Annotated in this window: 23 protein-coding genes; 11 read left to right on the forward strand and 12 right to left on the reverse strand. The window is 71.6% G+C overall.

Translation table 11 applies throughout. The features are described from left to right. Positions 1-43: 43 nt before the first annotated feature. Positions 44-553, reverse strand: coding sequence for a hypothetical protein (locus tag ACWC0C_RS17020; RefSeq protein ID WP_450864662.1), 510 nt, complete (start codon positions 551-553; stop codon positions 44-46). 386 nt (positions 554-939) lie between these two features. On the opposite strand from ACWC0C_RS17020, the gene ACWC0C_RS17025 reads away from it, so the two are divergent. Beyond that, complete coding sequence (locus ACWC0C_RS17025; RefSeq protein ID WP_449195527.1) at positions 940-1,122, forward strand: hypothetical protein; 183 nt, start codon at positions 940-942, stop codon at positions 1,120-1,122. A gap of 383 nt (positions 1,123-1,505) precedes the next feature. Here the strand turns inward: ACWC0C_RS17025 and ACWC0C_RS17030 are convergent, their stop codons facing one another. From ACWC0C_RS17030 to ACWC0C_RS17040, 3 genes are all read right to left on the reverse strand, one after another. Continuing rightward, complete coding sequence (locus tag ACWC0C_RS17030) at positions 1,506-2,384, reverse strand: hypothetical protein (RefSeq protein WP_450864663.1); 879 nt, start codon at positions 2,382-2,384, stop codon at positions 1,506-1,508. 140 nt (positions 2,385-2,524) lie between these two features. Continuing rightward, on the reverse strand, positions 2,525-2,848 hold the full coding sequence (locus ACWC0C_RS17035) for a hypothetical protein (RefSeq protein ID WP_449195530.1): 324 nt from the start codon (positions 2,846-2,848) through the stop codon (positions 2,525-2,527). A gap of 85 nt (positions 2,849-2,933) precedes the next feature. Next, positions 2,934-3,467, reverse strand: a complete 534-nt coding sequence (locus ACWC0C_RS17040; RefSeq protein WP_450864664.1) for a PadR family transcriptional regulator — start codon at positions 3,465-3,467, stop codon at positions 2,934-2,936. Positions 3,468-3,582: 115 nt separating this feature from the next. Here ACWC0C_RS17040 and ACWC0C_RS17045 point away from each other — a divergent pair, with 115 nt between their 5' ends. Further along, positions 3,583-4,338: an alpha/beta fold hydrolase gene (locus tag ACWC0C_RS17045; protein WP_450864665.1), complete on the forward strand. Its 756-nt coding sequence runs from the start codon at positions 3,583-3,585 to the stop codon at positions 4,336-4,338. 34 nt (positions 4,339-4,372) lie between these two features. Here ACWC0C_RS17045 and ACWC0C_RS17050 read toward each other — a convergent pair whose 3' ends face one another. Then, the gene (locus ACWC0C_RS17050) at positions 4,373-4,972 is read right to left on the reverse strand and encodes a class I SAM-dependent methyltransferase (protein ID WP_449195531.1); all 600 of its coding nucleotides are present in this window, start codon (positions 4,970-4,972) and stop codon (positions 4,373-4,375) included. Positions 4,973-5,123: 151 nt separating this feature from the next. Between ACWC0C_RS17050 and ACWC0C_RS17055 the strand changes: the two genes are divergently transcribed. The 5 genes from ACWC0C_RS17055 to ACWC0C_RS17075 all read left to right on the forward strand — a co-directional run bounded on the left by ACWC0C_RS17055 (position 5,124) and on the right by ACWC0C_RS17075 (position 10,168). After that, the gene (locus ACWC0C_RS17055) at positions 5,124-5,897 is read left to right on the forward strand and encodes an MHYT domain-containing protein (RefSeq protein ID WP_449195532.1); all 774 of its coding nucleotides are present in this window, start codon (positions 5,124-5,126) and stop codon (positions 5,895-5,897) included. Between the two features lie 48 nt (positions 5,898-5,945). Continuing rightward, positions 5,946-8,483 (forward strand): nitrate- and nitrite sensing domain-containing protein, encoded by a 2,538-nt coding sequence (locus tag ACWC0C_RS17060; protein ID WP_450864666.1) that lies wholly within the window; start codon positions 5,946-5,948, stop codon positions 8,481-8,483. Then, complete coding sequence (locus ACWC0C_RS17065) at positions 8,480-8,917, forward strand: roadblock/LC7 domain-containing protein (RefSeq protein ID WP_449195534.1); 438 nt, start codon at positions 8,480-8,482, stop codon at positions 8,915-8,917. Before ACWC0C_RS17060 ends, ACWC0C_RS17065 begins: the two co-directional genes overlap by 4 nt. A gap of 19 nt (positions 8,918-8,936) precedes the next feature. After that, positions 8,937-9,347 carry a DUF742 domain-containing protein gene (locus tag ACWC0C_RS17070; RefSeq protein ID WP_449195535.1) on the forward strand — a complete coding sequence of 137 codons (411 nt, stop codon included), beginning with the start codon at positions 8,937-8,939 and terminating at the stop codon, positions 9,345-9,347. Between the two features lie 218 nt (positions 9,348-9,565). After that, a complete protein-coding gene (locus tag ACWC0C_RS17075; protein WP_450864667.1) occupies positions 9,566-10,168 on the forward strand; it encodes a GTP-binding protein in 603 nt (200 codons plus the stop codon). Positions 10,169-10,177: 9 nt separating this feature from the next. On the opposite strand, the gene ACWC0C_RS17080 is transcribed toward ACWC0C_RS17075, so the two are convergent. Beyond that, on the reverse strand, positions 10,178-10,606 hold the full coding sequence (locus ACWC0C_RS17080; protein WP_449195537.1) for a PPOX class F420-dependent oxidoreductase: 429 nt from the start codon (positions 10,604-10,606) through the stop codon (positions 10,178-10,180). A gap of 91 nt (positions 10,607-10,697) precedes the next feature. Between ACWC0C_RS17080 and ACWC0C_RS17085 the strand changes: the two genes are divergently transcribed. Both ACWC0C_RS17085 and ACWC0C_RS17090 read left to right on the forward strand, forming a co-directional pair. Beyond that, positions 10,698-11,111: a roadblock/LC7 domain-containing protein gene (locus tag ACWC0C_RS17085; RefSeq protein WP_450864668.1), complete on the forward strand. Its 414-nt coding sequence runs from the start codon at positions 10,698-10,700 to the stop codon at positions 11,109-11,111. 127 nt (positions 11,112-11,238) lie between these two features. Continuing rightward, positions 11,239-12,429: a DUF6397 family protein gene (locus ACWC0C_RS17090; RefSeq protein WP_450864669.1), complete on the forward strand. Its 1,191-nt coding sequence runs from the start codon at positions 11,239-11,241 to the stop codon at positions 12,427-12,429. A gap of 33 nt (positions 12,430-12,462) precedes the next feature. Here the strand turns inward: ACWC0C_RS17090 and ACWC0C_RS17095 are convergent, their stop codons facing one another. Both ACWC0C_RS17095 and ACWC0C_RS17100 read right to left on the reverse strand, forming a co-directional pair. Beyond that, entirely contained in the window at positions 12,463-13,329 is an 867-nt protein-coding gene (locus tag ACWC0C_RS17095) for an acyl-CoA thioesterase (protein ID WP_449195540.1), read from the reverse strand. Positions 13,330-13,369: 40 nt separating this feature from the next. Further along, positions 13,370-15,883, reverse strand: coding sequence for a DEAD/DEAH box helicase (locus ACWC0C_RS17100; protein WP_449195541.1), 2,514 nt, complete (start codon positions 15,881-15,883; stop codon positions 13,370-13,372). A gap of 145 nt (positions 15,884-16,028) precedes the next feature. Here ACWC0C_RS17100 and ACWC0C_RS17105 point away from each other — a divergent pair, with 145 nt between their 5' ends. Continuing rightward, positions 16,029-16,823 (forward strand): metal-dependent hydrolase, encoded by a 795-nt coding sequence (locus tag ACWC0C_RS17105; protein WP_449195542.1) that lies wholly within the window; start codon positions 16,029-16,031, stop codon positions 16,821-16,823. A gap of 35 nt (positions 16,824-16,858) precedes the next feature. On the opposite strand, the gene ACWC0C_RS17110 is transcribed toward ACWC0C_RS17105, so the two are convergent. The 4 genes from ACWC0C_RS17110 to ACWC0C_RS17125 all read right to left on the reverse strand — a co-directional run bounded on the left by ACWC0C_RS17110 (position 16,859) and on the right by ACWC0C_RS17125 (position 21,882). Continuing rightward, positions 16,859-17,122 carry a type B 50S ribosomal protein L31 gene (locus ACWC0C_RS17110; protein ID WP_450864670.1) on the reverse strand — a complete coding sequence of 88 codons (264 nt, stop codon included), beginning with the start codon at positions 17,120-17,122 and terminating at the stop codon, positions 16,859-16,861. 42 nt (positions 17,123-17,164) lie between these two features. Further along, a complete protein-coding gene (locus ACWC0C_RS17115; RefSeq protein WP_449195544.1) occupies positions 17,165-17,632 on the reverse strand; it encodes a DUF5709 domain-containing protein in 468 nt (155 codons plus the stop codon). Between the two features lie 666 nt (positions 17,633-18,298). Beyond that, complete coding sequence (locus tag ACWC0C_RS17120; protein WP_450864671.1) at positions 18,299-20,080, reverse strand: ABC transporter ATP-binding protein; 1,782 nt, start codon at positions 20,078-20,080, stop codon at positions 18,299-18,301. After that, entirely contained in the window at positions 20,077-21,882 is a 1,806-nt protein-coding gene (locus ACWC0C_RS17125) for an ABC transporter transmembrane domain-containing protein (protein ID WP_450864672.1), read from the reverse strand. Before ACWC0C_RS17125 ends, ACWC0C_RS17120 begins: the two co-directional genes overlap by 4 nt. A 338-nt stretch (positions 21,883-22,220) precedes the next feature. Here ACWC0C_RS17125 and ACWC0C_RS17130 point away from each other — a divergent pair, with 338 nt between their 5' ends. Next, positions 22,221-22,955, forward strand: a complete 735-nt coding sequence (locus tag ACWC0C_RS17130; RefSeq protein ID WP_450864673.1) for a L,D-transpeptidase family protein — start codon at positions 22,221-22,223, stop codon at positions 22,953-22,955. Positions 22,956-23,039 lie beyond the last annotated feature (84 nt).

Consider the following 23,039-nt stretch of genomic DNA (forward strand, 5'->3'; position numbering starts at 1 on the left):
GGCAACCGCTGCGGTTCGAACGCCGCGTACGCGGGGCCACCGGTCACCAGCGAGGCCGGGGGGAGCGTGGAAGTACGTCGGCGACCGAGTCCAGGAAGGAGCCCAGCAGCCGCTCCCGCTCCGGCAGCCGGGGCGGTCCATCGGCCGCGAGCGGTACCGCGTGGGCCTCCGGAGGCATGGCGGCGGCGAGTTCGCGGATCAGCTCCTGGTCCCGCCCGGACAGCGGACCGACCCGCCAGGCATCGTGATCGCCAGGGGAGAGACCCGGCAGAAGGAGGCCACGCGCCAGGAAGTGCAGGGCCAGTTGGCAGGCAGCACTCCAGAAGCCGGCCGAGCGATGTCCTTCCCGCAGCGCACGCGCGCGTGACGGCAGGGCCCGGTGCACGGGCAGCAGGAGCGCGGGCGTACGGACCGGCTCGAGGCCGCCCTGCGCCGCCGGCAGCACGACGTCCAGCTCCGCCGGGGAGCCGTCGGCGACGACCGCAGGGGCCTCGCCTTCCGGTCGCCAGAAGGCGAGTCGGCCCGTGCGTGCGGGGACAGACGGCGGGAACACCGTGCAGCATCGGGTCAGTTCGGAGGGTTCGGAGGGGGTGCCATGGGGAGGTCATGCGCAGCTCTGCGGCACTCCTCAAATTTGACTACTTGGCGTCGAAGTCGCCGAGGGTACAGCGCGTAGAGGCCGAGCCCGGGATGTCGGCGTTGTGATCCGGGCCACTTCACACGCTGTTCGAATGGCGGCCAAGCGTGATGGAACGTGGAGTGCTATTACGGTCTTGTCCGGCGCGGGCGAGGCCGTGCGTCTATCCACGATGGGGAGCGAGTCTCATCCACTAGGGGATGGGTCTCAGGGATCTCTCAGGGCCGGGGTTCGGAACCGCGCGCAGCGGGCGGCCGTTCTCAGAGCAGAGAGCGGCATTGGCCGCGAAGGAGGCGACGCTCATGTCCAACAACGCGAAGATCGCCGTCGGGGGTGTGGCGGTCGGGCTGATCCTGCTGATCTGGCTGCCGTGGTGGGTGGCGTTCCTGGTCGTGGTCGGGGTTCCGGTGGCCGGGTATCTGGCACTGGACCCCTCACAGCGGCGCAGGCTCCGCAGGGTCACCCGCAAGGAAGTCGGCCGCTGAGAGAACGGTGAACGGCCCAGGGAGGCTCGGGGCGACGGCGGGAGCGGGCCGGCCTCACAGCGGGGGCGTAGTGGCCTCCAGGGGCCGCCCAGCTCTCAGGGCGAGCTTGGTGTGGGGCGAGTGCGGTTCGGGGCCCAACCCTGGGCAGGGCCCCGGCACGGCACACGGTTCCCGGGGCCGCACGGGCCACTTGGCCGTCGCGGCCCCGCGGAACCCGACGGCGGTGTCAGCCACGGATGCCGCGGGGCGTGAGGTCGGCCGTCCCGCCTCGGGCAGCGGGTCTGCGGTGATCCGGCGCCGGTCGGCAGCGTGGGGATGTACGGCCTCATGCGGCAGGCACTGAAGCCGCCCGGCCTCGGTCCTGGGGTAGGGGCCGTACGCCCTCAGAGAGGCCGTACGGCCATCTTGTCGAGTGCCTCCAGCAGACCCGGCAGCTCGGGGCCCCGGCCCACCGGCAGGACCTCGCCCGGCTCCTCGTCGAGCAGCACGAAGGCGATGTCGTCCGTGCGGGCCACGATCGACCAGCCGGGGCCGTCGGCGCGCAGCGTACGGGCGTCACCCGGGGCGAACGACGAGCGTACCCGGCCGAGCGGCGGCGGCGAGTCGACGTAGGCGCGCGCCTCCGTGAGCACCCGCCTGACTCCCAGGTGGCCGCTCTGGGGCGCGTGCGGCTCGCCGTCCGGCGACGACTCCTCGGCCTTCTCCTGCCCGTCGGCCTTCTCCGGTGCGTCGGTGTTCTCCTGCCCGGCGGGCCTGGAGAATTCCTCGTCGTTGATCTGGTCCCGCCATGCTGCCCACTGCAGCGCGATCTCGTCCGCACCCAGGCGGCGCTGCGCCGGCCCCCAGGAGCTGGTGTCCGGCGGGCTCAGCGCGGGCCGGTCCGCCACCTCGGGAGCGGGATCGTGCGGGGCGGGGACGCCGGGAGCCGAGACGGCGACCGCCAGCGGCCAGCCCGGCAGGGCGGCCACGACCGCGCGCTCGTCCGGAGACAGCTCGTACTCCATGCCGCAGTCCCAGGACGCGATCGCCACGGCGACCAGCGAGACGTCGTCGATGACGACCGTCCAGCGGGCGCCGTGGCCGTCCTGGCCCAGTACCAGGCCGTATCCGTCGGCGAGGGGCGCGAGTCCCAGCGCTGCGCACGCCTCCGGATAGTCGTCGCCCAGAACGCTCGGAAACTGCGCCGGCGTCAGCAGCACCGCCGTCAGTACGTACAGCGCATCGTCCGCGGCGGCGACGGCCTCGTCGTCGGTTCCGGCCATCCCTGCCTCCCAGTGGTTCGTCGGTCCGGCGCGCACCCTAGTGCGAGCGGAAGCCCCTTGTCACGACTCCTCACACCACGCGGAGCTGCAGGTTTCCGCCTGGACAGGGGCGAAACGACCACGGTGGAAGGGAGGCTTCCTCAGTCCGTGGGCAGCCCGAGGAGGTCACGGGCGACCGCCGCGGGTGACTCGTCGCGCTCGCGGGCCAACGCGACGACCGCGCGGCAGGCGAGTTCGCTCACCCCGAAGGACAGCGCCTCCGGCGACACCCAGGCCGCGGCCTCCTCGATCCGGTCCTGATCGTCCTCCGCACGGGCCACGACATAAGTGGCCGCCGCTTCGAACAAGTTGTGTGCACGCCTCTCCCGAGCGCCTGCCGGTTGCGCGGGCGTGGAGGTGCGGAGTCGCGCGGCGTACGTCCGTATGAGGCTGAACACGCGGATCACCTTCCCCGAACGGATCATCGTCAATCGCTCGTCTGCTGCCCTTCAACGTAGAGTTGGACTTTTCGTGGCAGAAGAGGGACGACGCGGTGAAGCGCTTCGCGCCTCAGTGGCCGGCTGCCTCGAGTGACGCGAGGGTGTCGCGCAGCCAGGCCAGTTCGGCCCGGCTCGTGGCGCGCGCGATGGTGAGGACACCGCGCCGGAACGGGTCGTCCACCTCCTCGGCGCTCAGCGGTCGGTCGCCCTCGTAGAAGAAGCTCGCCGGCTCCTCCAGGAAGGCCAGCCGGCGTCGTAGTACGACCGCCTGGGCGGCGGGGTCGTCCAGGTGCCGCAGGAACGCGAGCAGCGTGAACCAGTTGTTCTCGTCGGTGATCCCGCGCTGCGCGGGCTCGGCGAGCCGGCGCTTCAGCTCGCGCCCACCCTCCTCGGTGAGCCTCAGTACGTGGCGCGGCGCCGCCACCGTACCGGGCTCGGTGGCCCGGACCAGCAGGCCCGCCTTCTCCAGCCGTTTGATCGCCGGGTACAGCGTGCTCTCGGCCACGGGCCGCACATGGCCGGTGAGGGCCGCGATGTGCCGGCGCAGGACGTAGCCGTGCAGAGGGGCGTCGTAGAGGAAACCGAGGATGGCCAGTTCGAGCACGGCCGCATTCTTGCGCAGGGCGCCGTACCTCGCCAGCTGGATATTCCTTTGCCGCTATACATCGATACCGATGTATAGTCCTGGCCAGCTGTCGGAGGGCTCCGGGGAGGGCATCGTGAAGCAGGCCGTGTTCGACAACGAGGGAAGCCGGATCCGCTGGACCGAGGTGCCGGGGGAGGAGCCCGCGCGGGTGTATCTGCACGGACTCGGCTCGATGTCCGCCGTCTACCACGCGCACATCGCGGCCCGCCCCGAACTCGTCGGCCGCCGCAGCCTGTTCGTGGACCTGCCGGGACACGGCATCAGCGACCGGCCCGGCACATTCGGATACTCGCTTGAGGAGCACGCCGATGCGGTGGCGGCCGCGCTGGACGAAGGCGGGGTCCGTGGCGCCGAGTTGATCGCGCACAGCATGGGCGGCGCGGTGGCCATCGTGCTCGCCCACCGGCGGCCCGACCTGGTCTCCCGGCTGGTCCTCACGGAGGCCAACCTGGACGCTTTCCCGCCGCTCACGGCCGCCAGCAGCGGAATCGCCTCCTATGAAGAGGACGATTTCGTCGACAAGCAGCACGCGCGCGTGCTGGAGACCGTCGGCCCGCTGTGGGCGGCCACCATGCGGCTGGCCGACCCGCGCGCCCTGCACCGCAGCGCCGTCGGCCTGCGCCGGGGCTCGGATCCTGTGATGCGCACGATCCTGGAAAAGTTGCCCGTCGAGCGGGTCTATCTGCAAGGCGAACACAGCGGCGAACTGACGGGCCGGGAAGGCCTGGATGCCGCCGGGGTGCGGGTGCTGACGGTGCCCGGAGCCGGGCACAACGTCATGTTCGACAACCCCGACGCCTTCACGGCGGCGGTCGCCGGAACGGACTGACCGACCCGGCCCGCAGCGACACGACGCTCACGCCTCACGCCTCGCGCATCGCGAGCGCGAGGAAACGGGCGTCCTCGTCGACGTACGACGTCATGCTCCATCCTGAACGCGCCAGCAACGGACCGAGGTTCATCCGGGCTCGCAGGTCGTCGGGCGTGATCTGCCGGCCCTGGCGTGCCGCCAGGGCCGCGCGCCCGATGGGATGGAACAGCGCGAGCGTGCCGCCGGGCCGGGCCACGCGGGCCAGCTCCCGCAGGTTCTCCTCCGGGCGTGGCAGATGGGCGATCAGACCGGCCGCGAACACGGCGTCCAGGGATCCGGACCGCAGCGGCAACGCGGCGACGTCCGCGAGCACCAGCCGCCCGTCCCGGTCCCGGCCCGCCCGCACGGCGGCCTCGAGCATCGCCGGCGTCAGATCGGCACCCAGCACCACCCCGGAGGGGCCCACGGCGGCCCGCAGCGGGGGCAGGGCGCGCCCGGTGCCACAGCCCGCGTCCAGCACCCGGTCCCCGGGTCGCAGTGCGAGATCGGAGACTGCGTCCGCGTAGGCGGGACCGTCGTCGGGGAACCGGCTGTCCCAGTCGGCCGCACGGGCGGTGAAGAACTCCTGGACATGTGTGTGGTCGTCGCTCATGTTCCGCATGATTCCTCACCGTCGCGGGGGACATGTAGGTGCACATGTTCGGGCCGGACTCGATCGTTCCGTCGCATCCGCGTGTCATATTCCAACAGCTTTCGAAATGCGCCCCCTTTGTGCGCCCGTGCCCCCCTAGCGTCCCTTGGCCATGGGACACCTGGACCACGCCGCCTTCGGCTGGCTGACCCCCGTACTGTCGTACGTCATGGCCTGTACGGGCGCCGCGCTCGGACTGCGCTGCACCGTCCGCGCGCTCGCCACCAGCGGCCGCGCGCGACGCAATTGGCTCGTCACCGCGGCCTCCGCCATCGGAACGGGCATCTGGACCATGCACTTCGTGGCCATGCTCGGCTTCCGCGTCGGCGGCACGGACATCCGCTACGACGTGCCGCTGACCATCCTCAGCCTCCTCGTCGCCATGGTCGTCGTCTGCGCCGGCGTCTTCGCGGTCGGCTACAGCCGCGACCGCAACCGGGCGCTCCTCCTCGGCGGACTCACCACCGGGCTGGGCGTCGCCAGCATGCACTACCTGGGTATGGCGGCGGTCCGGCTGCACGGCGACATCACGTACGACCCTGTCCTCGTCGGAGTGTCGGTGCTGATCGCCGTCGTGGCGGCGACCGCGGCCCTGTGGGCCGGCCTCAACATCAAGTCGCCCCTCGCGGTCACCGTCGCCTCCCTCGTCATGGGAGCCGCCGTCAGCAGCATGCACTACACCGCGATGTTCGCGGTGAGCGTGCGGGTGGACCCCTCCGGCGAGCCCCTGCCCGGGGCCACGGCGATGCAGTTCATCTTCCCCCTCGCCGTCGGCCTCGGGTCCTACCTGTTCATCACCTCGGCCTTCGTCGCCCTCTCACCCACGGCCGACGAGCGAGCGGCGTCCGCCTCCGCCCAGCGGCCTGTCGAGAGCATCGCCCGCTAGCGGGAGCCCGGCCCGCGCGCCCCGACCCACGTCCCGAGCGAGGAGGCCATGCGCCCACCCCGTAAGACCCCGAAAGCCGGCACCCCGGCGCACCCGCCGCGCGGCCGCCGCGCCCACGCCGCACAGCCCGCCGACGAGGACACCGGGAGCCCGCCCGGCACAGCACCGGCCAAGGCACGCGCGCGTGCGAACCGCCGGCACATGCGCCCACGCACCGTGCGCGCCAAGGTGGTCAGCCTGCTGATGGTCCCCGTCGTCTCGCTGCTCGCCCTGTGGGCGTACGCCACCGTCACCACCGCCCAGGACGTCGCCCGGCTGCGGCAGTCCCAGCGGGTCGACGTCGAACTGCGCACCCCGGTGGCCGCCGCCGTCACCGCCCTCCAGGCCGAACGCACCGCAGCCGTACGCTATGCCACCGCCCCGGGCACGGGCGACGGCGGCGACCTCCAGAGCCTGGCCGCCCGCACCGACGGGGCCGTGGCCAAGCTGCGGCTCGGCCGCAACAACACCGTCGCCGACAGCGAGGAACTGCCCGCCGGAGTCTCCCGACGCCTCGGCGCCTTCGTCACCGGCGCCGAACACCTCCGTGCACTGCGCACGGCCGTACTCGACCACAAGGCGGGCTGGGACACGGCGTACGCGCAGTACACGAAGACCATCGGCGCGGCCTTCGCCGTGTACGGGGCCCTCACCGGCATCCAGCAGGCCGACGTCGGCTCCGACGCGCGCGTGCTGCTCGAATTCAGCCGGGCCGCCGAGTCGCTGGCCCAGGAGGACACCCTCCTCGGCAGCGCACGCACCGCGGGGCAACCGCAAGGCGAGCGGCTACGGTTGTTCGGTGCCGCCGTCGCCGCGCGCCGTACCCTCACCGAGGCGGCCGTCGCCGACCTGCCCGCCGCCCAGCGCGCCGCCTGGCGGAACCTGGCCGACAGCGACTCCTACACCACTCTGGGGGCCGCCGAGGACAAGATCCTCGCTGCCGGACCCGGCGCCAAGCCGGCCGACGCGGCAGCGCAGGCCGCCTGGAACGCCGCCCACGCGCGCGTGCAGGACGGAATGAAGGGCATCGCGACGGACACGGGCCGGGCCGTCGCGGGCCGCGCCGACCCCGTTACACGCGGCCTGCTCAGCCCCGCGGGCGCCGCCGTGCTCCTGGGCCTCGCAGCGGTCGCCGCCTCGCTCGTCATCTCCGTCCGCATCGGACGCGGCCTGGTGGTCGAACTCGTCAGCCTGCGCAACGACGCCCTGGAGATCGCGCGCCGCAAACTCCCCGAAGCGATGCGCAGGCTGCGCACGGGCGAGGAGTTCGACATCGAGGCGGAGGCGCCCGCCGGACCGCCCGCCGAGGACGAGACGGGGCAGGTCTCGGAAGCCCTGACCACGGTCCACCGCGCCGCCCTGCGCGCCGCCGTGGAACGCGCCGAACTCGCCAGCGGAATCTCCGGCGTCTTCGTCAACCTGGCCCGCCGCAGCCAGGTACTGGTCCACCGTCAGCTCAGCCTCCTGGACAGCATGGAACGCCGCTCGGACGACCCCAACGAGCTGAGCGACCTGTTCCGCCTGGACCACCTCACCACGCGCATGCGGCGGCACGCCGAGAGCCTCATCATCCTCTCCGGCGCCGCACCCGGCCGGGCCTGGCGCATGCCGGTGTCCCTGACCAACGTCGTACGGGCCGCCGTCTCGGAAGTCGAGGACTACGCGCGCGTGGAGGTGCGCCAGCTCCCCGAGGCCCATGTCATCGGTACCGCCGTCGCCGACCTCACCCACCTGCTCGCCGAACTCGTCGAGAACGCCGCGCAGTTCTCTCCGCCGCACACGCGCGTGCGCGTCACCGGCGAACCCGTCGGCAACGGCTATGCCCTGGAGATCGAGGACCGGGGTCTCGGCATGGGCGCCGAGACTCTCGCGGAGGCCAACCGCCGCATCGAGCAGTCCGAGGCCCTCGACCTGTTCGACAGCGACCGGCTCGGACTCTTCGTGGTCAGCCGGCTCGCCGTCCGGCACGAGGTCAAGGTGCACCTGCGTACGTCCCCCTACGGAGGCACCACAGCCGTCGTCCTGCTGCCCACCGCCCTGCTGCACAGCGGCGCTGCGGAACGCACCCCCCATCAAGGTGCGCAGCCCCATCACGAGCAGGAGCGCGAGTACGCGCGCGTGCCCGCCACGAACCCGCGCCAGGAAGTCGTCGCCGTTCGCCCGGACCGGCCCGCTCTCGCAGTCACCGCTCCTGGCCCGCAGGGCGCCGACGACGAGCCCGGCCCGCACGGCGGCATCGACGAAACACCCCCCGGAGTCACCACCTTGAGGCTGCACCGACCGCCCCAGGAATCCGAGACCTCCGACGACCTCCCCCGCCGGGTGCGCCAGGCGAGCCTTGCGCCGCAGCTCCGCCTGCAGCGCCCTGAAGAGACGGCGGCGGACACCGCACGGCAAGGCGACGAACGACGTACCCCCGAACTGGTACGGGACCGTATGACGGCCTACCGCGACGGCTGGGCTCGCGGCGGCGGAAGACAGCCCGGCCGCCGCGCCGCCCCGCGGGCCGAAACGGGCAGTGACAGCAGCGAAGGAGACCCGGCATGATCCAGGAACCCAACACGAGGACCGGCCAGCGCTCCGGCGAACTGGACTGGTTGCTCGACGACCTGGTGATGCGTGTGAGCGAGGTGCGGCACGCCGTCGTGCTCTCCAACGACGGGCTGGCCGTCGGCGCCTCGACCGGCCTCGCGCGCGAGGACGCCGAACACCTCGCCGCCGTCGCCTCCGGCTTCAACAGCCTCGCCAAGGGCGCGGGACGGCACTTCGGAGCGGGCGGGGTGCGGCAGACCATGGTCGAGATGGACGACGCGTTCCTCTTCGTGGCCGCTGCCGGCGACGGTTCCTGTCTCGCCGTCCTCACCGCCGTCACCGCCGACATCGGGCTGGTCGCCTACGAGATGGCTCGACTGGTCAAGCGGGTCGGCGAGCACCTCTACACAGCACCGCGTGTCGCCGCGCAGCCGCCTGCGGCCGGATGACGTCGAAGAGGCGGCACCGATGACGGAGAACCAGAACGGCGGCCCGTGGGAGCCGGGCAGCCAGTGGTACGACGGCGAGGCCGGACCACTGGTACGCCCCTACGCGATGACGGGCGGGCGCACCCAGCCGGGGCCCACCAACGTGCGCTTCGACCTGATCGCCCTCGTCACCCTCGACCCCGCCGCACCGGCGCTCGACGCCGCCCCGCTCGGCCCCGAACACCGGACCCTGATCGAGCTGTGCCGCACGGAGACACAGTCGGTCGCCGAACTCGCGGCCGACGCCGACCTTCCCGTCGGCGTCGTCAGGGTGCTCCTCGGCGACCTTCTGGAACTCGGCTGTGTGGTCATCAGCCGCCCCGTGCCCCCGGCGCACCTGCCCGACGAACGGATTCTGCGCGAGGTCATCGAGGGATTGCGAGCGCTGTAGATGAACGTTCCGAACGCGCCGTACACCGCGTCGCATCCCGATCCGTGCGCATGGCCCTCCGATCCGTGCGAGTTGCGCCTCCGACCGGACGCAAGCCGGTCACATCAGGTGCACTTCGGTCCAACCGCCCGCAAGCGTGGCTCCGTTGTCATGATGCTGACTTCACCCCGTAGCAGGCGGACGCCGACCCGCAGCAGGCCCTCCCGAGAGAAGTGATCATGGTCACCGAGCACTCCGACGCCGGCGGCGACACCTCCGCCCTGGCGCTGAAGATACTGGTCGCCGGCGGGTTCGGCGTCGGCAAGACGACCCTGGTCGGGGCCGTCAGCGAGATCCGGCCGCTGCGCACCGAGGAACTGCTCAGCGAGGCGGGGCAGCTGGTGGACGACACCGACGGTGTGGACCAGAAGGTCACCACCACCGTCGCCATGGACTTCGGGCGCATCACCATCCGCTCCGGCCTGTCCCTCTACCTCTTCGGCACCCCGGGACAGGACCGCTTCTGGTTCCTCTGGGACGAGTTGTCCCAGGGCGCCCTCGGCGCCGTCGTCCTCGCGGACACGCGGAGGCTGGAGGACTGTTTCCCCGCGGTCGACTACTTCGAGCACCGGCGCATCCCGTTCGTGGTCGCCGTCAACTGCTTCTCGGGAGCCCGCACCTACGGCGCCCACGACGTCTGCCGCGCCCTCGACCTCGACCGTGGCACACCCGTGGTGCTGTGCGACGCGCGCGACCGGGACTCCGGCAAGGAAGTCCTCATCCGGCTCGTCGAGTACGCCGGGCGGATGCACACTGCCCGGCTCCTGGACTCGGTCGGCTGAACCCGCCGCTCAGGCCGCCAGATCCTTCACGGCCACCACCTGGTCGATGGGGACGCGGACCAGCAGTTCCCCCGGAACGCCGTTGCGGGCGCCGTACTCCTCGGCGCGGTCCTCGCCCATGTACCGGGCGGCGATCCGGGTGGCCCAATGACGCACCTGGTCCAGATCCTCCGACAGCCGGGCGCGGCCGTTCAGCACCACGAAGTGGAACGGGGGTCGATCGTCGTCCACACATAGGGCGATCCGTCCGTCACGGGCGAGATTGCGCCCCTTCACCGTTTCCTTACCGGTGTTGAAGACCAGCTCGTCCCCGTCCAGCAGAAACCAGATCGGGGCCACATGGGGGCTCCCATCGGCGCGAACGGTGGACAGCTTGCCGGTCCGGGTGCCGTCCGAGACGAACGCCCGCCATTCCTCGTCGGTCATCTTCTGTGCCATGGGCCCATCCTGCTTGCCCGGACGCCGGTCGTGGGGAAGGCTGGCGGGGAGTTCCTCCAGCCAGGGGGAGACATCACACGGGGAGACGGAGATGGCGCAGAACCAGGGACTCGGCTGGCTCCTGGACGATCTGACCGAGCGGGTGGACCATGTGCGGCATGCGCTGGTCCTGTCCAACGACGGCCTCGTCACGGGCGCGAGCACGGGCCTACGCCGTGAGGACGCCGAGCATCTGGCCGCCGTGGCCTCCGGGCTGCACAGCCTGGCCAAGGGATCGGGACGCCACTTCGGCGCGGGCAGGGTACGCCAGACCATGATCGAGTACGACGACGCCGTGCTGTTCGTGACAGCGGCCGGCACCGGCAGCTGTCTGTGCGTGCTCAGCGGCGCGGAGAGCGACATCGGTCAGATCGCCTACGAGATGACCCTGCTCGTCAACCGGGTCGGCGAACACCTCGCCGTCGACGCGCGGCAACCCGAGCGAGCCCCCATCGCAGACCTCTGACCTGCGACTTTTCCTTCCTCCCGCGGAGTTATCCACAGGCTCACCACGGCCTGCGGCAGATTGGCTACGGTGTGTGCACGGCGAACGCACAGGGCGTGAGCCAACGACTCCACGGGGGAGTACGACCATGTCGGCAAGCACCTTCAGCCCGCCCCGGCCCGCGACCTGCACTCCGAGCCACGCCGCTCGGGAACTGGGCCTCAAACGAGGCGAGTTCGACCTCGCCGCACACCTCGGCCACATCCGGACCGTGCCCGACGAGGGCGGCGGCGGAGGTCGGAGGGTGGAGCGCGCCGAGATCGACCGACTGCGTGCCCAGGAGGGCTACGCGGAGGCGCTGCGTGATCGCGTGCGAGTGGTGGGCACCACCGAGGGCGCGGCACTCATGGAGATCCCGGCCGGCAGGTTCACCCGGCTCGCCCGACTGGGCCTGCTCGTGCCGGTGACGTGGTACCTGAACCGCTACCGCGCCGTGGTCTGGCTCTATCTGGCGGAAGAGCTGCGGACTTTCGCCTCGAAGACCGAGAATGCGCACCTGCTCAAGGGGCGTACGCCAGACAATCTGCGCGGTCAGCTGGAGGCCGGGGTGGACTTGCGCGCCCGAAACTGGCGGGGACGTCACCTCGGGTTCCTGCTGCGCCAGGCCGAGGAGCCATGGGCCCGCGCCGGAGCCGTGGCCGCTTTCCTCTCGTCCGTCGAGATCGCCGACGTCGTCAAGAATCCGTACGAGCGCGCCTTTCTCAACCGGTTCCGCCCCGCGTCTCCTGCGCACCCCACCCCGGGATCGCCTGCCGCGCACCTCGCCGAGCGGATCATGACCGCGCAGGATGCGGACGAGATCGAGTGGCTGCGCAGCGAACTGGCCCATGTGATCGAGGAGGCCCGCACTCTCGTGCCGGCCCCGCGCCCGGCCGCTGGCCGTGTCGCACCGGCTCTGCGCCCCCTCGCCCGGCCCATCCCGCCGATGGCCCGCACGGTCACGCACCCCATGGAGCCGTCGGCGCCCGCGTCGTCGGAAACCCGCGAAGAGCCGGCTGCGGCCCGGGCACTCGAGCCGCGGCCGGGAGGGCCCCAGCCGGAGATCGGGCCGTTGGCCGAGGCGTCCGGTCCCGACGGTGGATCGCCGCCGGAACCGCCCGAGGCGAAGGACGAGCCCGTGGTCCGAGCATTCGAGTGGCACGGCCCGCCGGTGACGCGGTCGGCTGCGCCGACGGCAGGCCGCCGAGGTCACCGCCGGACCGAGCCGGCCCCGACGCGGCCTCGCCGCGGCCTGCGCGCGTGGCTGCGGCGGAGAAGCTCTCGGCCCGCGCAGGCCTGAAGCACACGCCCCCAGGCCCTCGCCGTCGGCCCGCTACAGCGACCTGAACAGGCCTTCCTGGACGACCGAGACCAGCAGACGCCCCTGCAGGTCGTAGATGCGTCCGCGGGCCAGCCCACGCCCGCCGGTGGCGATCGGCGACTCCTGGTCGTACAGGAACCACTCGTCCGCGCGGAACGGCCGGTGGAACCACATCGCGTGGTCCAGCGAGGCCATGTCGAAGTTCCGCGGACCCCACAGGGGCTCGACCGGGATGCGGACGGCGTCCAGGAGGGTCATGTCACTGGCGTAGGTCAGCGCGCACGTGTGGACCAGCGGGTCGTCACCGAGCGGACCGACCGCGCGCATCCACACGGCGCTGCGCGGCTCGGCGCCCTCGATTTCCTCGGCGTTCCAGCGCAGCCGGTCGACATACCGGATGTCGAAGGGCTGGCGGCGCGCCATCCGCTCCAACTGCTCCGGAAGCGCGCCCAGGTGCTTGCGGATCTCCTCGGTGACCGTCGGCAGCGACTCCGGGTCCGGCACCTCGCGGGCCGGCGGCAGCTGGTGCTCGAACGGTCCTTCCTCAGGCTTGTGAAAGGAGGCGGTCAGATTGAAGATCGTGCGGCCTTGCTGCACGGCCGTGACCCGGCGCGTGGTGAACGACCGGCCGTCGCGGACCCGCTCCACCTGGTACACGATCGGCACCCCGGGGCGGCCAGGGCGCAGGAAGTACGCGTGCAGCGAGTGCACCGGGCGGTCGCCCTCCGTGGTGCGGCCGGCGGCGACCAGCGCCTGGCCCGCCACCTGGCCGCCGAAGACCCGCTGCAACGACTCCTGCGGGCTGCGGCCACGGAAGATGTTGACCTCAATCTGCTCCAGGTCGAGCAGGTCGACCAGTCTCTCGGCCGGGTTCGTCATCGGTGGGAATCTCCTTGGCTCACTACTGGTCGAAAACAGCTCAGAGCTGACCGACATCGGTGACACGGACGACCGCACGGCCCTCGGCGTCCGAGGCCGCGAGGTCGATCTCCGCGCTGATGCCCCAGTCGTGGTCGCCGTTCGGGTCGTCGAAGATCTGGCGGACCCGCCAGAGACCGTTCTCCGGCTCCTCCTTGATGACCAGCAGCTTGGGGCCGCGGGCGTCGGGACCGGTGCCGAGGTCGTCGTACTCGTCCCAGTACTTGTCCATCGCCTCGCCCCAGGCATCGGCGTCCCAGCCGGACTCGGCGTCCATCTCGCCGAGTTCCTCGACCTGGTCCAGGGCGGCCAGCTCCACCCGGCGGAACATGGCGTTGCGCACCAGGACCCGGAAGGCGCGCGCATTGGTGGTGACCGGCTTGACCTCGTCGGCCTTTTCCTGGGCCTCCTCGGCGGTCATCTCCTCTGGGTTCGCCAGCTGCTCCCACTCGTCCAGCAGGCTGGAGTCCACCTGGCGCACCATCTCGCCCAGCCACTCGATCAGATCCTGCAGGTCCTCGGACTTCAGGTCGTCCGGGATGGTGTGGTCGAGGGTCTTGTAGGCGCTGGCGAGGTAGCGCAGGACGATGCCCTCGGTGCGGGCCAGCTCGTAGAAGGACACCAACTCGGTGAAGGACAGCGCCCGTTCGTACATGTCCCGGATCACGGACTTCGGCGACAGCGGGTGGTCGCCGACCCACGGGTGGCTCTTGCGGTAGGTGTTGTACGCGTGGAAGAGCAGCTCCTCCAGCGGCTTCGGGTAGGTGATGTCCTGGAGGCGCTCCATGCGCTCCTCGTACTCGACACCGTCCGCCTTCATCGCGGCCACGGCCTCACCGCGCGCCTTGTTCTGCTGGGCGACGAGGATCTGCCGCGGATCGTCCAGGGTGGACTCGACGACGGACACCATGTCGAGGGCGTAGGACGGCGACTCGGGGTCGAGGAGTTCGAACGCGGCGAGCGCGAACGTGGACAGCGGCTGGTTGAGCGCGAAGTCCTGCTGCAGGTCGACCGTGAGCCGGACGATCCGGCCCTCGGCGTCGGGTTTGTCGAGCTTCTCCACGATCCCGCCGTCGAGCAGCGAGCGGTAGATCGCGATCGCCCGGCGGATGTGCCTCAGCTGCTGCCTGCGCGGCTCGTGGTTGTCCTCCAGAAGGTGACGCATCGCCTCGAACGCGTTGCCCGGGCGGGCGATCACCGACAGCAGCATCGTGTGCGTCACACGGAAACGCGAGGTCAGCGGTTCCGGCTCCGACTCGATCAGCTTCTGGAAGGTGTTCTCCGTCCATCCGACAAATCCCTCCGGCGCCTTCTTGCGCACCACCTTGCGCCGCTTCTTCGGGTCGTCGCCGGCCTTCGCCAGCGCCTTCTCGTTCTCGATGACGTGCTCCGGCCCCTGCGCCACGACGAGCCCCGCCGTGTCGAAGCCGGCCCGTCCGGCCCGGCCCGCGATCTGGTGGAACTCCCGGGCCCGCAGCGTGCGTACGCGGCTGCCGTCGTACTTCGTGAGGGCGGTGAACAGCACCGTGCGGATGGGCACGTTGACGCCCACGCCGAGCGTGTCCGTGCCGCAGATGACCTTCAGCAGGCCGGCCTGGGCGAGCTTCTCCACCAGGCGCCGGTACTTGGGCAGCATGCCGGCGTGGTGGACGCCGATGCCGTGCCGGACGTAACGGGAGAGATTGCGGCCGAACTTGGTGGTGAAGCGGAAGTTGCCGATCAGCTCGGCGATCTGGTCCTTCTCCTCGCGCGAGCACATGTTGATACTCATCAGCGCCTGCGCCCGCTCCACGGCCTGCGCCTGCGTGAAGTGCACGATGTACACCGGGGCCTGCTTGCTCTCCAGCAGGTCGGTGAGCGTCTCGGTGAGCGGGGTGAGCTTGTACTCGTAGGAGAGCGGCACCGGGCGGGTCGCCGAGCGGACCACCGAAGTGGGGCGGCCGGTGCGGCGGGTGAGGTCCTTCTCGAAGAAGGACACATCACCCAAAGTGGCCGACATCAGGATGAACTGCGCCTGGGGGAGCTCCAGCAACGGGATCTGCCAGGCCCAGCCTCGGTCGCCCTCGGCGTAGAAGTGGAACTCGTCCATGACGACCTGGCCGACGTCGGCGTCCTTGCCGTCGCGCAGCGCGATCGACGCCAGCACCTCGGCGGTGCAGCAGATCACGGGGGCGTCGGCGTTCACGGAGGCGTCGCCGGTGAGCATGCCGACGTTCTCGGTGCCGAACAGCTTGCACAGTTCGAAGAACTTCTCCGACACCAGCGCCTTGATCGGGGCCGTGTAGAAGGTGACCTCGTCCCGGGCCAGCGCGGCGAAGTGCGCGCCAGCGGCGATCATGCTCTTTCCGGAGCCGGTGGGCGTCGAGACGATCACGTTCGCCCCGGAGACCGCCTCGATCAGCGCCTCCTCCTGATGGGGGTAGAGGGTGAGGCCGCGTTCCTGCACCCACGACTCGAAGGCTTCGTACAGGGCGTCGGGGTCGGCGGTCGGCGGCAGCTGAGCGATGAGGGTCACGCACCCATCTTGCCTGGCCTTGGCCCAGAGAGGGGAATCGGCTGCGGGCGCGAAGATCACGGCCGCTACGCTGTGTCGCCGATGCAGCGTCAGCGCACCAGGTCAACTGGACAGCGGCACACGAGGAATGGGGCGGGAAGCGGCCATGATGGGACCAGCACACTCACTGTCGGGGGCCGCGGCCTGGCTCGGGGTCGGAGCGGCCGCCGCCGCGGCCGGGCATCCGATGCCCTGGCCGGTGCTCCTCTGCGGAGCCCTGATCTGCGCCGGCGCCGCGCTCGCCCCGGACCTCGACCACAAGGCGGCCACGATCTCCCGCGCCTTCGGACCGGTCTCCCGCTGGATCTGCGAGATCGTCGACAAGCTGTCGTACGCCGTCTACAAGGCGACCAGGAAGAAGAGCGACCCGCGTCGCTCCGGAGGTCACCGCACGCTGACACACACCTGGCTGTGGGCGGTGCTGCTCGGCGCAGGCTGCTCGGCGGCGGCGGTCGTAGGGGGCCGCTGGGCGGTGCTGGCGATCCTGTTCGTGCACATGGTGCTGGCGATCGAGGGCCTGCTGTGGCGGGCCGCCCGTGGCTCCAGCAGCGATGTCCTGGTCTGGTTGCTGGCGGCGACCAGCGCGTGGATTCTCGCGGGCGTCCTGGACAAGCCGGGCAATGGCTCGGACTGGCTGTTCACCGCACCGGGCCAGGAGTACCTGTGGCTCGGGCTGCCGATCGTGCTCGGCGCGCTGGTGCACGACATCGGGGACGCGCTCACGGTGTCCGGCTGCCCGATCCTGTGGCCGATCCCCGTGGGCCGCAAGCGCTGGTACCCCGTGGGTCCGCCGAAGGTCATGCGGTTCCGCGCCGGAAGCTGGGTGGAGCTGAAGGTGCTGATGCCCGTGTTCATGCTGCTCGGCGGGGTGGGCTGCGCGGCGGCTCTCAACGTGATCTGAGGCGCCCGTCCCGGACCGGCCGGCCGAGCTGTGGCTCAGGTGGCCTCCCCGGCCCCCGCCCCGCCGTACCGGCGCTCGAAGCGGGCGATGCGGCCTTCGGTGTCGACCGTGCGGGCCTTGCCCGTGTAGAAGGGGTGGCTCTCCGAGGAGATCTCCACGTCGATCACCGGGTAGGTCCGGCCGTCGTCCCACTCGATGGTCTGCTCGCTCTGGGCGGTGGACCGGGTCAGGAACGCATAGCCGGCGGCCCGGTCACGGAAGACCACGGCGTGGTAGTCGGGGTGCTTGTCCTGCTGCATGGCGGCTCCTCGTGCGGGGCGGTCGGGCCGGGGGCGTGCGAGTCAGCCGGACAGGGAGTCCTCGTCGACGATGTGCATCGCGGCCTCCTCGGCGGAGGCGGCGGCGCCGTCGATGCCGACGTCGGTCGCGACGAGGGCGGCCTCATCGTCCTCGTGCGCTCCCTCGTCCGGGGCCACCAGCCGGCCGGAGCGCAGGTTGCCGACCTCGTTGTCCAGAAGCTCGCCGTCGGTGTCATGGTCGCCGATTCCGTCGCCGTCGCCCGCTTCGACGTCTGGCTGCTCCTCGGCAAGCCGTTGGTCGAGGGTCTCGCCCGCCTGGCGTTCGGCCGCCGTCACGCCGATGTGCTCCACCGCCCAGGGACGCTCGGGAGGGGACCAGCCGCGGTCGAGCGGGTCGTCGACCCCGTCGAAGTCCAGTGTGTCCTCGACGTCGAGCACCCCCGAATCCTCCCGGATCTCCGAGGGATCGGGCTGGTAGACGTCGTCCCCCCAGCCGTCGGCGCTGTCCACGAGTACCTCCAGGTGGTGAGGACGGCCGTGTGCCACCCCAGGGGGCGGCGGGCCGCCGGCACGCGTGGCACGGATGTCACACACCGCGAACCGGGTGGTTTTGGGGTGTTCCCCGCGCCGGTGCCGTTTTCCAGACTTCCACCCCTGCTCGGCACCGCGCAACGGCACGGGCGCGGGTCATGGCCCGCGCCCGTCAATCGGGGCTCGGTGGGCCCCGCCGTGCACCGGCCTGCCGTGGTCCGGCTGCCACGAACGCCGGCAGACCTCACGGCGCGATCGCCCGCCACGGCCCGGCTGCCACAAGCGCCGCCGGACCGCAGTGCGCACCGGCCCGCCGCGACGTGGCTGCTCCCGGCCCCCGCCGGGCCCACCGCGAGTTGGTCCGCCGTATTCCGGCCCACCGCGAGTCGGCCCGCCGTGTCCCGGCTGCGCCAATCGCCGACAGGCTTCACCGCGCGTCCCCTCGCCGCGACCCGGCCGCCGCAAGGACCGGCAGCCGTGGCCATGACGCCCGGCGGTGCGGACCCGGTCACTGTCCGCAACGCTGGTGCGGTGATCGCGGTGGCCGGCGCCCTCGGCGGTCGCTGCGCCGCGGTGATCGGAGGGACGCGCACCGCCGGCCGGCACCGCGCCGCAGTACCCGTCCCCCCAGCGTCGGCCGGATCCTCACCCGTGCCAGGACCGCCACAGCGCCGCGTACGCGCCGTCCGCCGCGACCAGCTCGTCATGGCTGCCCAGCTCGCTGATGCGGCCGTTCTCGACGACGGCGATCACGTCGGCGTCATGGGCGGTGTGCAGGCGGTGGGCGATGGCGACCACGGTGCGGCCGTCCAGGACCCGGGCCAGGGAGCGCTCCAGGTGCCGGGCCGCGCGCGGATCGAGCAGCGAGGTCGCCTCGTCCAGGACCAGCGTGTGCGGATCGGCGAGCACCAGCCGGGCCAGCGCGATCTGCTGGGCCTGCGCCGGGGTGAGGGCAAGACCGCCGGAGCCGACCTCGGTGTCAAGGCCCTCGTCCAGTGCCCGCGCCCAGCCGTCCGCGTCGACCGCGCCCAGCGCCGCCCAGAGCTCGGCGTCCGCCGCACCGGCTCGGGCGAGCAGCAGGTTGTCGCGCAGGGAGCCGACGAAGACGTGGTGCTCCTGGTTGACGAGGGCGACGTGCGAGCGGACGCGTTCCGCCGGCATCCGGGACAGCTCCGCACCGCCCAGGGTGATCCGGCCGTCGCGGGGCGCGTAGATCCCGGCGAGCAGCCTGCCCAGGGTGGACTTGCCCGCGCCCGAGGGGCCGACCAGGGCCAGCCGGGTGCCCGGGGCGACCTCCAGGGACACCTTGCGCAGCACGTCGACACCCTCGTGGTAGCCGAAATGCACCCGGTCGGCGTGCACGTCCCGCCCGTCCGGCGCCAGCGAGGCGTCCCCGGCGTCCGGCTCGACGTCCCGCACACCGACCAGGCGGGCCAGCGAGACCTGGGCGACCTGTACCTCGTCGTACCAGCGCAGGATCAGGTTCACAGGGTCGACGAGCATCTGCGCGATGAGGGCGCCCGTGGTCAGCCGGCCCACCCCGATCCAGCCCTCCAGTACGAACACCCCGCCGACCATGAGGACCGAGCCGAGCACGATGACGTGTACGGCGTTGATGACCGGGAAGAGCACGGACCGCAGCCAGAGCGTGTATCGCTCCCAGGCCGTCCATTCCTTGATCCGCTGCTCCGACAGGGAGACGCGGCGGGCGCCGAGCCGGTGTGCCTCGATGGTGTGGCCCGCGTCCACCGTCTCGGCGAGTGCGGCGGCGACGGCTGCGTACCCGGCGGCCTCGGAGCGGTAGCCGGAGGGCGCCCGCTTGAAATACCAGCGGCACCCGGCCACTAGCACCGGTACGGCGAGCAGCACCGCGGCCGCCAGCGGCGGAGCCGTCACCACGAGCCCGCCGAGCAGCAGCAGGGCCCACACGACACCGATCGCCAGCTGCGGCACGGCCTCACGCATCGCGTTGGCCAGGCGGTCGATGTCGGTGGTGATACGGGAGAGCAGATCGCCGGTGCCCGCCCGTTCCAGCACGCCCGGCGGCAGCCCGACCGACCGGATGAGGAAGTCCTCGCGCAGGTCGGCCAGCATCCGCTCGCCCAGCATCGCGCCCCGCAGCCGCACCTGCCGTACGAACACGGCCTGCACGGCCAGCGCGAGCACGAACAGCCCGGCGGTCAGACCCAGATGAAGCTCCCGGGACCGGTCGGTCACCCGCTCGACCAGGCCGCCGAGCAGGTACGGACCCACCATGGAGGCGATCACGGCCACCGTGTTGACACCGATGAGCAGCAGGAACGCCCGGCGGTGCCGGCTAAACAGCTCGGCGACGTAGGCGCGCACGGTCGTGGCCGCGCCGACGGGCAGGGTGGTGGCGGTCGTCGGGGCCGCCGGGTCGTACGCCGGCGGCGCAACGCCGATCATGCGCTCTCCTCGATCTCTTCCCGTTCCTGGCGCGCGCCCACCAGGGCACCCTCGTCGGCCGCGGCCAGTTCGTCATCTGTCTCCCGGGTGATCACAGCCCGGTACCGCGGCTCGCTGTCGATCAGTTCGCGGTGTACTCCGACCGCCACGACCTCGCTCTCGTGGACCAGGACGACCCGGTCCGCGCGGTCGAGCAGCAGCGGCGAGGAGGTGAACACCACGGTCGTGCGTCCCGAACGCAGTCGGTGCAGTCCGTCCGCGATCCGGGCCTCGGTGTGCGAGTCGACGGCGGAGGTCGGCTCGTCCAGCACCAGTACCTCGGGGTCGGTGATCAGCGACCGGGCCAGCGCGAGCCGCTGGCGCTGGCCGCCGGACAGGGACCGTCCGCGCTCGGTGATGCGGGCGTCCATCGGATCGGCGGCGCCCAGCGATCCCTGGACGAGCGCTTCCAGCACGTCGTCGCACTGCGCCGCGGCCAGCGCGTCCGCGGCCCGTACGGTTCCGGAGGCGGGCACGTCGAGCAGTTCGCGCAGCGTGCCGGACAGCAGCACCGGGTCCTTGTCCTGGACGAGGACGGCGGTGCGGGCGCTGTCCAGAGGGAGTTCGTCCAGGGCGACCCCGCCGAGCAGCACCGAGCGGCCCGGGTCGGTCGGATGGCCGCCCAGCCGTTCCGCGAGCCTGCCCGCCGCGTCCGGGTCGCCGCAGACCACGGCGGTGAGACGGCCTGCGGGAGCCAGCAGACCGGTGCCGGGGTCGTACAGGTCCCCGCCCGGCACCTCCGCCTCGCGGGTGCCCTCGGTGGCCGTGGACCGCGCCAGCGACAGTACGCGGGCCGCCCGTTTGGCCGACGGGCGCGAGAAGGAGTACGCCATGGCGATCTCCTCGAAGTGCCGCAGCGGATAGTTGAGAACCATGACCGCGCTGTAGACGGTGACGAGTTCGCCGACGGAGATCCGCCCCTGACGGGCCAGGTGGACGCCGTGCCAGACGACGGCGATGAGCAGCAGCCCGGGCAGCAGCACCTGAATGGCGGAGATCAGCGACCACATCCGGGCGCTGCGCACCGCGGCGCGCCGCACTTCCTGGGAGGCGCGGCGGTAGCGGTCGAGGAACAGTTCCTCGCCGCCGATGCCGCGCAGCACACGCAGTCCGGCGACCGTGTCCGAGGCCAGCTCGGTGGCCCGGCCCGCCTCTTCGCGTTGCGCGTCGGCGCGGCGTGTCGCCCGGGGCAGCAGCGGCAGCACCGCGAGCGCCACCACGGGCAGTCCGACGGCGACGATCACGCCCAGGGCGGGCTGGTAGACGACGAGGCCGACGCAGACCACGACGACTGTCAGCGCGGCCGCCGTGAACCGGGAGACCGCCTCGACGAACCAGCCGATCTTCTCGACGTCGCCGGTGGAGACGGCCACTACCTCGCCCGCCGCGACCCGCCGGGTGAGGGCCGAGCCCAGCTGGGCGGCCTTGCGCGCCAGCAGTTGCTGGACGCGGGCGGCAGCCGTGATCCAGTTGGTGACCGCGGCTCGGTGCAGGAAGGTGTCACCGACGGCGATACCCGTGCCGCACAGCAGCATCAGACCGCCCGTCAGGGCGAGCCGGGTGCCGGAGCGGTCGACGACGGACTGGACGGCGAGACCGACACAGAAGGGCAGGGCGGAGACGGACACGAAGTGCAGCAGGCCCCAGACGAGCGACTTCAGCTGTCCGCCCAGCTGGTTCCGCCAGAGCCACCACAGGAATCGGGGGCCCGAACGTGCGTCCGGGACGCCCGGATCGGGGTACGGAAGGTCTTGAATCTGCATGACGTCCCAGTGGCTCGTGTCAGGGAGGAAGGGGAGGGGAGGGGAGGGGAGGGGAGGGGAGGGGAAGTGGCGAGAAGCGGTAACAGGCCGTGAAAGGTTCGCGTCGCCGCGTGGTGAATTTCAAACGGTTTTCCTGACGGAGCGGCGAAATCCACCGGCTTCCGGCCACCGGCCGTGGGACCGGGCATAGGCCGGGGCATGTCGGCCGACTCGCACGGGTCAGGCGCCCCGCCCGTCGACCTCGCGCAGGATGGCATCACCCGAATGTCCAGAAGATAGGACTATTAACCGGTATGTGATGCCACGATGGTCGGGTGCGGATCCACAGCGTGCGGCGAATGACGGTCGCGGTGACGGCTTTTGGAACACTCCTGGCGACTCTGTCGGCGTGCGGCACCGACGTGTCCGGCCCGGCCCATGCCGACGGTGTGCAGGGTCCTCGCGGACCGGCCGCGCGGAGCCCGGCCGTGTCGGCCATCCCCGCGACCGACCCGACCCGTATCCCCGGCATCGGCAGCCGCCTGTACGGGGAGATCCCCGACGATTCCGGTCAGGTCCTGGTGGTGTACGGCGAGGGCTGGGATTCGGCCGACTCCACGGTCGTGCTGTACACGAAGGAGGGTCCCGAGTGGCGGCCGGTGGGCCGGTGGGCCGCCCACAATGGCCGGAACGGCTGGACCACCGACCACCACTCGGGCGACGAGCGCAGCCCCATCGGCGTGTTCGGTCTCTCCGACGCGGGCGGCGTGCTCGACGACCCCGGCACCATGCTGCCGTACGACCAGGACGGGGAAGCCTACGCGCCAACGGTCGACGACGAGGCCTACGACCATGTCTTCGACTATGTCATCGCCATCGACTACAACCGCCTGCCGGGCACCCCGCCGCACGACCCCACGCGCCCCGAGGGTGACGACAAGGGTGGTGGCATCTGGCTGCACCTCGATCACGGCGACGGTACGAACGGGTGTGTCAGCGTGCCCGAGGAGGCGATGGAGTTCCTGCTGCGCACGCTCGATCCGGCCCGGCACCCGGTGATGGTGATGGGGGACAGGGGGGAACTGAGCGTCTGACGCGCCTCTGAGCCCGGCTGCGGCTTGGGTGGGGTTGGGTCGCCCGCCCCCTCTGGCAGGGTCCCTCTGCCGGAGGGGGTGCCC

The organism is Streptomyces sp. NPDC001709 (genome assembly GCF_053596375.1).

Coding starts and splice junctions, on each gene's coding strand:
- ACWC0C_RS17120 (WP_450864671.1), bottom strand. CDS start 20,080: ATGATCGGCGTTGCGCCGCCGGCGTACGACCCGGCGGCCCCGACGACC.
- ACWC0C_RS17035 (WP_449195530.1), bottom strand. CDS start 2,848: ATGATCCGTTCGGGGAAGGTGATCCGCGTGTTCAGCCTCATACGGACG.
- ACWC0C_RS17090 (WP_450864669.1), top strand. CDS start 11,239: ATGTCGGCAAGCACCTTCAGCCCGCCCCGGCCCGCGACCTGCACTCCG.
- ACWC0C_RS17085 (WP_450864668.1), top strand. CDS start 10,698: ATGGCGCAGAACCAGGGACTCGGCTGGCTCCTGGACGATCTGACCGAG.
- ACWC0C_RS17055 (WP_449195532.1), top strand. CDS start 5,124: ATGGGACACCTGGACCACGCCGCCTTCGGCTGGCTGACCCCCGTACTG.
- ACWC0C_RS17130 (WP_450864673.1), top strand. CDS start 22,221: ATGACGGTCGCGGTGACGGCTTTTGGAACACTCCTGGCGACTCTGTCG.
- ACWC0C_RS17070 (WP_449195535.1), top strand. CDS start 8,937: ATGACGGAGAACCAGAACGGCGGCCCGTGGGAGCCGGGCAGCCAGTGG.
- ACWC0C_RS17030 (WP_450864663.1), bottom strand. CDS start 2,384: ATGGCCGGAACCGACGACGAGGCCGTCGCCGCCGCGGACGATGCGCTG.
- ACWC0C_RS17050 (WP_449195531.1), bottom strand. CDS start 4,972: ATGAGCGACGACCACACACATGTCCAGGAGTTCTTCACCGCCCGTGCG.
- ACWC0C_RS17065 (WP_449195534.1), top strand. CDS start 8,480: ATGATCCAGGAACCCAACACGAGGACCGGCCAGCGCTCCGGCGAACTG.
- ACWC0C_RS17080 (WP_449195537.1), bottom strand. CDS start 10,606: ATGGCACAGAAGATGACCGACGAGGAATGGCGGGCGTTCGTCTCGGAC.
- ACWC0C_RS17060 (WP_450864666.1), top strand. CDS start 5,946: ATGCGCCCACCCCGTAAGACCCCGAAAGCCGGCACCCCGGCGCACCCG.
- ACWC0C_RS17125 (WP_450864672.1), bottom strand. CDS start 21,882: ATGCAGATTCAAGACCTTCCGTACCCCGATCCGGGCGTCCCGGACGCA.
- ACWC0C_RS17105 (WP_449195542.1), top strand. CDS start 16,029: ATGATGGGACCAGCACACTCACTGTCGGGGGCCGCGGCCTGGCTCGGG.
- ACWC0C_RS17110 (WP_450864670.1), bottom strand. CDS start 17,122: ATGCAGCAGGACAAGCACCCCGACTACCACGCCGTGGTCTTCCGTGAC.
- ACWC0C_RS17095 (WP_449195540.1), bottom strand. CDS start 13,329: ATGACGAACCCGGCCGAGAGACTGGTCGACCTGCTCGACCTGGAGCAG.
- ACWC0C_RS17025 (WP_449195527.1), top strand. CDS start 940: ATGTCCAACAACGCGAAGATCGCCGTCGGGGGTGTGGCGGTCGGGCTG.
- ACWC0C_RS17075 (WP_450864667.1), top strand. CDS start 9,566: ATGGTCACCGAGCACTCCGACGCCGGCGGCGACACCTCCGCCCTGGCG.